Source organism: Streptomyces sp. NPDC028298, from assembly GCF_055565895.1.
In genome coordinates this window covers 34,829-43,784 of record NZ_JBVHTL010000009.1, presented here as the reverse complement: position 1 = coordinate 43,784, position 8,956 = coordinate 34,829, and the positions used below count along the sequence as shown (strand labels likewise).

The following is an 8,956-nucleotide window of genomic DNA, read 5'->3' as shown; positions in this document are numbered from 1 at the left end:
GGGGGGGGGGGGAGCCTTTCCTCCCCCCAAAAAAAAAAACCCTGGAAAACATCCCCCCCCCCCCCCCCCCCCCCCCCCCCCCCCCCCCACCCCTCCCTCCTCCCCCCCCCCCCCCCCCCCCCCCCCCCCCCCCCCCCCCCCCCCACGTTTCTGCTGAGCTGTCCCTAGGGGATTCAGCCCTCGTCGTGGGCGACGGCGCGGCGCGCGTCCGCGTCCAGGACGCCCCAGCTGATGAGCTGCTCGGTCAGGACCGAGGGGGACTGGTCGTAGATCACGGCGAGGGTGCGCAGGTCGTCCTGGCGGATCGACAGCACCTTGCCGTTGTAGTCGCCGCGCTGCGACTGGATCGTCGCCGCGTAGCGCTGCAGCGGGCCCGCCTTCTCGGCCGGCACGTGCGCGAGCCGCTCAAGGTCGAGGACCAGCTTCGGCGGCGGCTCGGCGGCCCCGCCCGGAGTGGTGCCCGGCAGCAGCTCCTGGACCGGAACCCCGTAGAAGTCCGCCAGCTCGGCAAGACGCTGCACGGTGACGGCGCGGTCGCCGCGCTCGTACGAACCGACCACGACCGCCTTCCAGCGGCCCTGCGACTTCTCCTCCACGCCATGGAGGGAAAGGCCCTGCTGGGTGCGGATCGCGCGGAGCTTGGCCCCGAGCTGTTTGGCGTATTCGCTGGACATATAGCTCCCCGGACGCTGTATCAACGTGCGGCTCCGCCGCGCGGCTGGTGACTCACTGTGAGGTTACGCAGCGTTACTCTCCCCCGTCAAGCCGAAGGATTTTCGACCGCTCCCCGGCGGGCGTCACCGGGGGTGGCTCAAACCGATGTGATCAGCCGCGTTGCCGGGCTGGTACCGTTGATGGCGCAAATCCGACGTCCTTTAATGATCCGTCCCGTGAGGCGGAGAAGGAGGTCCGTTTCCCATGGACACCCAGCACGACCAGCAGCACGACGAAACCGATGCGCGGCCCGTTCTCGAGGCGCCCGACATCGCGCGGGTACTGACCCGCATCGCCCACGAGATCGTCGAACGCGCCAAGGGCGCCGACGACGTGGTGCTCCTCGGCATCCCGACGCGCGGCGTCTTCCTCGCCCGCAGGCTCGCCGACAAGCTCGAGGAGATCACCGACCGCAAGATCCCGGTCGGATCCCTCGACATCACGATGTACCGCGACGACCTGCGCATGCACCCGCCGCGCGCGCTGGCCCGCACCGAGATCCCCGGTGACGGCATCGACGGCCGCCTCGTCGTCCTCGTCGACGACGTGCTCTTCTCCGGCCGCACCATCCGCGCCGCCCTCGACGCGCTGAACGACATCGGACGCCCGCGCGCCGTGCAGCTCGCCGTCCTCGTCGACCGCGGCCACCGCGAACTGCCCATCCGCGCCGACTACGTCGGCAAGAACCTCCCCACGTCGTTGCGGGAGACGGTCAAGGTCCAGCTCGCCGAGGAGGACGGTCGCGACACCGTGCTGCTCGGTGCCAAGCGGACCTCCCCGGGCGAGCGCCAGTAGCACTCCGGCCCACGCCGCGATGTGCGCCCCCGCGCGCCCGCATGCCCGAATCCTCCCTGAACTTCCTTACGGAGCCTGACAGATGCAGCGTCATCTCATCTCGGCCGCCGACCTCACCCGCGACGACGCCGTCCTGATCCTCGACACCGCCGAGGAGATGGCCCGGGTCGCCGACCGGCCGATCAAGAAACTGCCGACCCTGCGCGGCCGCACCGTCGTCAACCTCTTCTTCGAGGACTCGACCCGCACCCGGATCTCCTTCGAGGCCGCCGAGAAGCGGCTGTCCGCGGACGTCATCAACTTCACCGCCAAGGGGTCGAGCGTCTCCAAGGGCGAGTCCCTCAAGGACACCGCCCAGACCCTGGAGGCGATGGGCGTCGACGCCGTCGTCATCCGGCACGGCGCCTCCGGAGCCCCCTACCGGCTCGCCACCTCCGGCTGGATCGACGCCGCCGTCATCAACGCGGGCGACGGCACCCACCAGCACCCCACGCAGGCCCTGCTCGACGCCTTCACCATGCGCCGCCGGCTCGTCGGCCGGGACGCCGGGCTCGGCCAGGACCTGTCCGGCAAGCGCATCACGATCGTCGGCGACGTCCTGCACAGCCGCGTCGCCCGCTCCAACGTCGACCTGCTGCACACCCTCGGGGCCGAGGTCACCCTCGTCGCGCCGCCCACCCTGGTGCCTGTCGGCGTCGAGAACTGGCCCTGCGAGATCTCGTACGACCTCGACAGCACCCTCTCCAAGTCCGACGCCGTGATGATGCTGCGCGTGCAGCGCGAGCGGATGAACGCGGCGTTCTTCCCGACCGAGCGCGAGTACTCGCGTCGCTACGGGCTCGACGGCGACCGCATGGCGAGAATGCCGGAGCACGCCATCGTGATGCACCCCGGCCCGATGGTCCGCGGCATGGAGATCACCGCCGAGGTCGCCGACTCCGAGCGCTGCACCGTCGTCGAGCAGGTCGCCAACGGTGTCTCCATCCGCATGGCCGTCCTGTACCTGCTCCTGGGCGGCAACGAGCCCGCCGTCACCCACACCCGTACCGAGGAGAAGTAAGACCATGAGCAAGATCCTTATCCGTGGTGCGCGGGTGCTCGGCGGCGAGCCGCAGGACGTCCTCATCGACGGCGAGGTCATCGAGGCCGTCGGCACCGGTCTGTCCGCCGAGGGCGCCGGTCGTGCCGGAGGCGCGCAGGACGTGACCATTGTGGAGGCCGACGGCAAGGTGCTGCTGCCGGGCCTGGTCGACCTGCACACGCATCTGCGCGAGCCGGGCCGCGAGGACTCCGAGACCGTGCTGACCGGCACCCGCGCGGCGGCGAGCGGCGGCTTCACGGCCGTGTTCGCCATGGCCAACACCTTCCCGGTCGCCGACACCGCCGGTGTGGTCGAGCAGGTCTACCGGCTGGGCCAGGAGCACGGCTACTGCGACGTGCAGCCCATCGGCGCCGTCACCGTCGGCCTGGAGGGCAAGAAGCTCGCCGAGCTCGGCGCCATGCACGAGTCCGCCGCCGGCGTCACCGTCTTCTCCGACGACGGCAAGTGCGTCGACGACGCGGTGATCATGCGCCGCGCGCTGGAGTACGTGAAGGCCTTCGGCGGAGTCGTCGCCCAGCACGCCCAGGAACCCCGCCTCACCGAGGGCGCCCAGATGAACGAGGGCGTCGTCTCCGCCGAGCTGGGTCTCGGCGGCTGGCCCGCGGTGGCCGAGGAGTCGATCATCGCCCGGGACGTCCTGCTCGCCGAGCACGTCGGCTCCCGCGTCCACATCTGCCACCTGTCGACCGCCGGCTCCGTCGAGATCGTCCGCTGGGCCAAGTCCCGCGGCATCGACGTCACCGCCGAGGTCACCCCGCACCACCTGCTCCTCACCGACGAGCTGGTGCGCTCGTACAACCCGGTCTACAAGGTCAACCCGCCGCTGCGCACCGAGCGGGACGTCATGGCGCTGCGCGAGGCGCTCGCCGACGGCACGATCGACATCGTCGCCACCGACCACGCGCCGCACCCGCACGAGGACAAGGACTGCGAGTGGGCGGCCGCGGCCATGGGCATGGTCGGTCTGGAGACCGCGCTGTCCGTCGTCCAGCAGACGATGGTCGAGACCGGACTGCTCGACTGGGCAGGCGTCGCCGACCGCATGTCCGTGAAGCCCGCCGCGATCGGCCGCGCCACCGGCCACGGACGTCCCGTCTCGGCAGGTGAGCCCGCCAACCTCACGCTCGTCGACACGGCATACCGTGGGACCGTGGACCCCGCCGGCTTCGCCTCGCGCAGCCGCAACACCCCCTACGAGGGCCGTGAGCTGCCGGGCCTGGTCACCCACACCTGGCTGCGGGGCAAGGCCACCCTCGTCGACGGGAAGCTCGCGTGACACCTCACCTCTCCATCGCCGCCGCCCAGAAGTCCGCGGAAGTGACCGACTGGTCCGCCCGGATCGGCTGGCTGGTCGGCCTCGCCCTCTTCGTCGCGCTCGTCTACTGGCTGATGCGCGAGGGCTGGAAGTGGCGCGGCACCCTCCAGGGCGACCTGCCCGAGCTTCCCACCGCGCCGGAAGACACCGGCCCGGCCAGACTGAGCATGAGCGGCCGCTACCACGGCTCCACCACCGCCGGGCAGTGGCTCGACCGCATCGTGGCGCACGGCCTGGGCACCCGCAGCCGGGCCGAGCTCACCCTGACGGACGCGGGACTGGACGTCGTACGCCCCGGAGCGGACGACTTCTTCATCCCGGCCGCGCAGCTCCGCGAAGCCCGGCTCGACAAGGGCATCGCGGGCAAGGTCCTCACCGAGGGCGGCCTCCTGATCGTGACCTGGGCGCACGGCGACCGGCTCCTCGACTCCGGATTCCGCTCGGACCGCGCGGCCGAGCACAACGAATGGGCCGACACCCTGAACGACATGATCAACAAGACGGAAACGGAAGGCGCACGATGACGACCTCCACTCAGGGGAACGCCTCACAGAAGGAAAAGGCGCTTCCCGCCGTACTCGTCCTGGAGGACGGCCGGGTCTTCCGCGGCCGTTCCTACGGGGCCGTGGGGGAGACCTTCGGCGAAGCGGTCTTCTCCACCGGCATGACCGGCTACCAGGAGACCCTCACCGACCCGTCGTACCACCGACAGGTCGTCGTCATGACCGCCCCGCACGTCGGCAACACCGGCGTCAACGACGAGGACCCCGAGTCGAAGCGGATCTGGGTCGCCGGATACGTCGTCCGCGACCCCGCGCGCGTGTCCTCCAACTGGCGCGCGCGCCGCTCGCTCGACGAGGAACTGCGCAACCAGGGCGTCGTCGGCATCAGCGGCATCGACACCCGCGCCCTGACCCGCCACCTGCGCGAGCGCGGCGCCATGCGCGTCGGCATCTTCTCCGGCAACGCGCTGCCCGACGCGGGCACCATGCTCGCCCAGGTGCGCCAGGCGCCCGAGATGCAGGGAGCGGACCTCGCCGCCGAGGTCGCCACCAAGGAGACGTACGTCGTCCCCGCCATCGGCACGAAGAAGTTCACCGTCGCCGCCGTCGACCTCGGCATCAAGGGCATGACCCCGCACCGGATGGCCGAACGCGGCATCGAGGTGCACGTCCTGCCCGCGACGGCCACCGCCGAGGACGTCTACGCCGTGAACCCCGACGGCGTGTTCTTCTCCAACGGCCCCGGCGACCCGGCGACCGCCGACGGTCCCGTCGCCGTCATGAAGGAAGTCCTCGCCCGCAAGACCCCGCTCTTCGGCATCTGCTTCGGCAACCAGATCCTCGGCCGCGCCCTCGGCTTCGGCACGTACAAGCTGAAGTACGGCCACCGCGGCATCAACCAGCCCGTGCAGGACCGTACGACCGGCAAGGTCGAGGTCACCGCGCACAACCACGGCTTCGCCGTCGACGCACCGCTCGACGAGGTCTCCCAGACCCCCTTCGGCCGCGCCGAGGTCTCCCACGTCTGCCTCAACGACAACGTGGTGGAGGGCCTCCACCTGCTCGACCAGCCGGCCTTCAGCGTCCAGTACCACCCCGAAGCGGCGGCAGGACCGCACGACGCCGCCTACCTGTTCGACCGCTTCGTTTCCCTGATGGAGGGCCAGCGTGCCTAAGCGCACCGATATCCAGTCCGTCCTGGTCATCGGCTCCGGCCCGATCGTCATCGGCCAGGCCGCCGAGTTCGACTACTCCGGCACCCAGGCGTGCCGCGTCCTGCGGGCCGAGGGCCTGCGGGTCATCCTCGTCAACTCCAACCCGGCGACGATCATGACCGACCCGGAGATCGCCGACGCCACCTACGTCGAGCCGATCACCCCCGAGTTCGTCGAGAAGATCATCGCCAAGGAGCGCCCCGACGTCCTGCTGCCGACGCTCGGCGGCCAGACGGCCCTCAACACCGCGATCTCCATGCACGAGCAGGGTGTGCTGGCCAAGTACGGCGTCGAGCTCATCGGCGCCAACGTCGAGGCCATCAACAAGGGCGAGGACCGCGACCTCTTCAAGGGTGTCGTCGAGGCCGTGCGCCAGAAGATCGGCCACGGCGAGTCCGCCCGCTCGGTCATCTGCCACTCCATGGACGACGTTCTCAAGGGCGTCGACACGCTCGGCGGCTACCCCGTCGTCGTGCGCCCCTCCTTCACCATGGGCGGCGCCGGCTCCGGCTTCGCCCACGACGAGGACGAGCTGCGCCGCATCGCCGGCCAGGGCCTCACGCTCTCCCCGACCACCGAGGTGCTCCTGGAGGAGTCCATCCTCGGCTGGAAGGAGTACGAGCTGGAGCTGATGCGCGACAAGAACGACAACGTCGTGGTCGTCTGCTCCATCGAGAACTTCGACCCGATGGGCGTCCACACCGGCGACTCCATCACCGTCGCCCCGGCCATGACGCTCACCGACCGCGAGTACCAGCGGCTGCGCGACATCGGCATCGCGATCATCCGCGAGGTCGGCGTCGACACCGGCGGCTGCAACATCCAGTTCGCGGTCAACCCCGAAGACGGCCGCATCATCGTCATCGAGATGAACCCGCGCGTCTCGCGGTCCTCGGCCCTCGCCTCCAAGGCGACCGGCTTCCCGATCGCCAAGATCGCGGCCAAGCTCGCCGTCGGCTACACGCTCGACGAGATCCCGAACGACATCACCGAGAAGACCCCGGCCTCCTTCGAGCCGACCCTCGACTACGTCGTCGTGAAGGCCCCGCGCTTCGCCTTCGAGAAGTTCCCCTCCGCCGACTCCACCCTCACGACCACCATGAAGTCGGTCGGCGAGGCCATGGCGATCGGCCGCAACTTCACCGAGGCACTCCAGAAGGCGCTGCGCTCGCTGGAGAAGAAGGGCAGCCAGTTCACCTTCGTGGGGGACCCCGGCGACAAGGCCGAGCTGCTGCGCGAGGCCGTCCGCCCCACCGACGGCCGCATCAACTCCGTCATGCAGGCCATCCGCGCGGGCGCCACGCCCGAGGAGGTCTTCGAGTCCACGAAGATCGACCCGTGGTTCGTCGACCAGCTCTTCCTGATCAAGGAGACCGCGGACGAGCTGGCCGCCGCCGACAAGCTCTACCCGGAGCTGCTCGCCGAGGCCAAGCGGCACGGCTTCTCCGACGTCCAGATCGCCGAGATCCGCGGGCTGCGCGAGGACGTCGTCCGCGAGGTGCGGCACGCGCTGGGCGTGCGCCCGGTCTACAAGACGGTCGACACCTGCGCCGCCGAGTTCGCCGCGAAGACCCCGTACTTCTACTCCTCCTACGACGAGGAGACCGAGGTCGCGTCCCGCGAGAAGCCCGCGGTGATCATCCTGGGCTCCGGCCCCAACCGCATCGGCCAGGGCATCGAGTTCGACTACTCCTGCGTCCACGCCTCCTTCGCGCTCAGCGACGCCGGCTACGAGACCGTGATGGTCAACTGCAACCCCGAGACCGTCTCCACGGACTACGACACCTCCGACCGCCTGTACTTCGAGCCGCTGACGCTGGAAGACGTGCTGGAGATCGTCCACGCGGAGCAGCAGGCGGGACCGGTCGCCGGTGTCGTCGTCCAGCTCGGCGGCCAGACCCCGCTCGGCCTGTCGCAGGCGCTCAAGGACAACGGCGTGCCGATCGTGGGCACCTCGCCCGAGGCGATCCACGCCGCCGAGGACCGCGGCGCCTTCGGACGGGTCCTCGCCGAGGCCGGCCTGCCGGCCCCCAAGCACGGCACCGCCACCACCTTCTCCGAGGCCAAGGCCATCGCCGACGAGATCGGCTACCCCGTCCTGGTCCGCCCCTCCTACGTCCTCGGCGGACGCGGCATGGAGATCGTCTACGACGAGACCCGGCTGTCCTCCTACATCGCCGAGTCGACCGAGATCAGCCCCTCCCGGCCGGTCCTCGTCGACCGCTTCCTCGACGACGCGATCGAGATCGACGTCGACGCGCTGTACGACGGCGAGGAGCTCTACCTCGGCGGCGTCATGGAGCACATCGAGGAGGCCGGCATCCACTCCGGCGACTCGGCCTGCGCCCTGCCCCCGATCACGCTCGGCGGCTTCGACATCAAGCGGCTGCGCGCCTCGACGGAGGCCATCGCCAAGGGCGTCGGCGTCCGCGGCCTGATCAACATCCAGTTCGCGATGGCCGGGGACATCCTCTACGTCCTCGAGGCCAACCCGCGCGCCTCGCGCACCGTCCCCTTCACCTCGAAGGCGACCGCGGTGCCGCTCGCCAAGGCCGCCGCCCGCATCTCGCTGGGCGCGACCGTCGCCGAGCTGCGCGCCGAGGGCCTGCTCCCGGCGAACGGCGACGGCGGCACCCTGCCGCTGGACGCGCCGATCTCCGTCAAGGAGGCCGTCATGCCGTGGTCGCGCTTCCGCGACATCCACGGCCGCGGCGTCGACACGGTGCTCGGCCCGGAGATGCGGTCCACCGGCGAGGTCATGGGCATCGACTCCGTCTTCGGCACGGCGTACGCCAAGTCGCAGGCCGGCGCGTACGGCCCGCTGCCCACCAAGGGCCGCGCGTTCATCTCGGTCGCCAACCGCGACAAGCGCTCGATGATCTTCCCGGCGCGTGAACTCGTCGCCCACGGCTTCGAGCTGATGGCCACCTCCGGCACGGCCGAGGTGCTCAAGCGCAACGGCATCCACGCCACGATCGTGCGCAAGCAGAGCGAGGGCGAGGGCCCGAACGGCGAGAAGACCATCGTCCAGCTCATCCACGACGGCGAGGTCGACCTCATCGTCAACACCCCGTACGGCACCGGCGGCCGCCTCGACGGCTACGAGATCCGCACGGCGGCCGTGGCCCGCTCGGTCCCGTGCCTGACGACGGTGCAGGCGCTCGCCGCGGCCGTCCAGGGCATCGACGCGCTCAACCACGGCGACGTGGGCGTGCGCTCGCTCCAGGAACACGCCGAGCATCTGACCGCGGCGCGCGACTAGCGGCCCCGAGGGGGACACCGGAAACGGTGTCCCCCTCTTCATGAGCCCCCC

Annotated in this window: 7 protein-coding genes; 6 read left to right on the top strand and 1 reads right to left on the bottom strand. The window is 70.4% G+C overall.

Going from position 1 to position 8,956, the window contains the following annotated elements; genetic code table 11:
* Window positions 1-173: 173 nt before the first annotated feature.
* The gene (gene bldD, locus ACZ4TO_RS32975) at window positions 174-674 is read right to left on the bottom strand and encodes a transcriptional regulator BldD (protein ID WP_037621142.1); all 501 of its coding nucleotides are present in this window, start codon (window positions 672-674) and stop codon (window positions 174-176) included.
* 244 nt (window positions 675-918) lie between these two features.
* Here bldD and pyrR point away from each other — a divergent pair, with 244 nt between their 5' ends.
* The 6 genes from pyrR to carB all read left to right on the top strand — a co-directional run bounded on the left by pyrR (window position 919) and on the right by carB (window position 8,905).
* Complete coding sequence (gene pyrR, locus ACZ4TO_RS32970; RefSeq protein WP_467845955.1) at window positions 919-1,509, top strand: bifunctional pyr operon transcriptional regulator/uracil phosphoribosyltransferase PyrR; 591 nt, start codon at window positions 919-921, stop codon at window positions 1,507-1,509.
* A gap of 82 nt (window positions 1,510-1,591) precedes the next feature.
* On the top strand, window positions 1,592-2,569 hold the full coding sequence (locus tag ACZ4TO_RS32965) for an aspartate carbamoyltransferase catalytic subunit (protein ID WP_382795698.1): 978 nt from the start codon (window positions 1,592-1,594) through the stop codon (window positions 2,567-2,569).
* A gap of 4 nt (window positions 2,570-2,573) precedes the next feature.
* Entirely contained in the window at window positions 2,574-3,887 is a 1,314-nt protein-coding gene (locus ACZ4TO_RS32960) for a dihydroorotase (RefSeq protein WP_382795696.1), read from the top strand.
* Window positions 3,884-4,450, top strand: coding sequence for a PH-like domain-containing protein (locus ACZ4TO_RS32955; RefSeq protein WP_382795693.1), 567 nt, complete (start codon window positions 3,884-3,886; stop codon window positions 4,448-4,450). The genes ACZ4TO_RS32960 and ACZ4TO_RS32955 overlap by 4 nt, the downstream gene beginning before the upstream one ends.
* The gene (gene carA / locus ACZ4TO_RS32950) at window positions 4,447-5,604 is read left to right on the top strand and encodes a glutamine-hydrolyzing carbamoyl-phosphate synthase small subunit (protein WP_382795690.1); all 1,158 of its coding nucleotides are present in this window, start codon (window positions 4,447-4,449) and stop codon (window positions 5,602-5,604) included. The genes ACZ4TO_RS32955 and carA overlap by 4 nt, the downstream gene beginning before the upstream one ends.
* Complete coding sequence (gene carB / locus ACZ4TO_RS32945) at window positions 5,597-8,905, top strand: carbamoyl-phosphate synthase large subunit (RefSeq protein ID WP_382795688.1); 3,309 nt, start codon at window positions 5,597-5,599, stop codon at window positions 8,903-8,905. The genes carA and carB overlap by 8 nt, the downstream gene beginning before the upstream one ends.
* Window positions 8,906-8,956 lie beyond the last annotated feature (51 nt).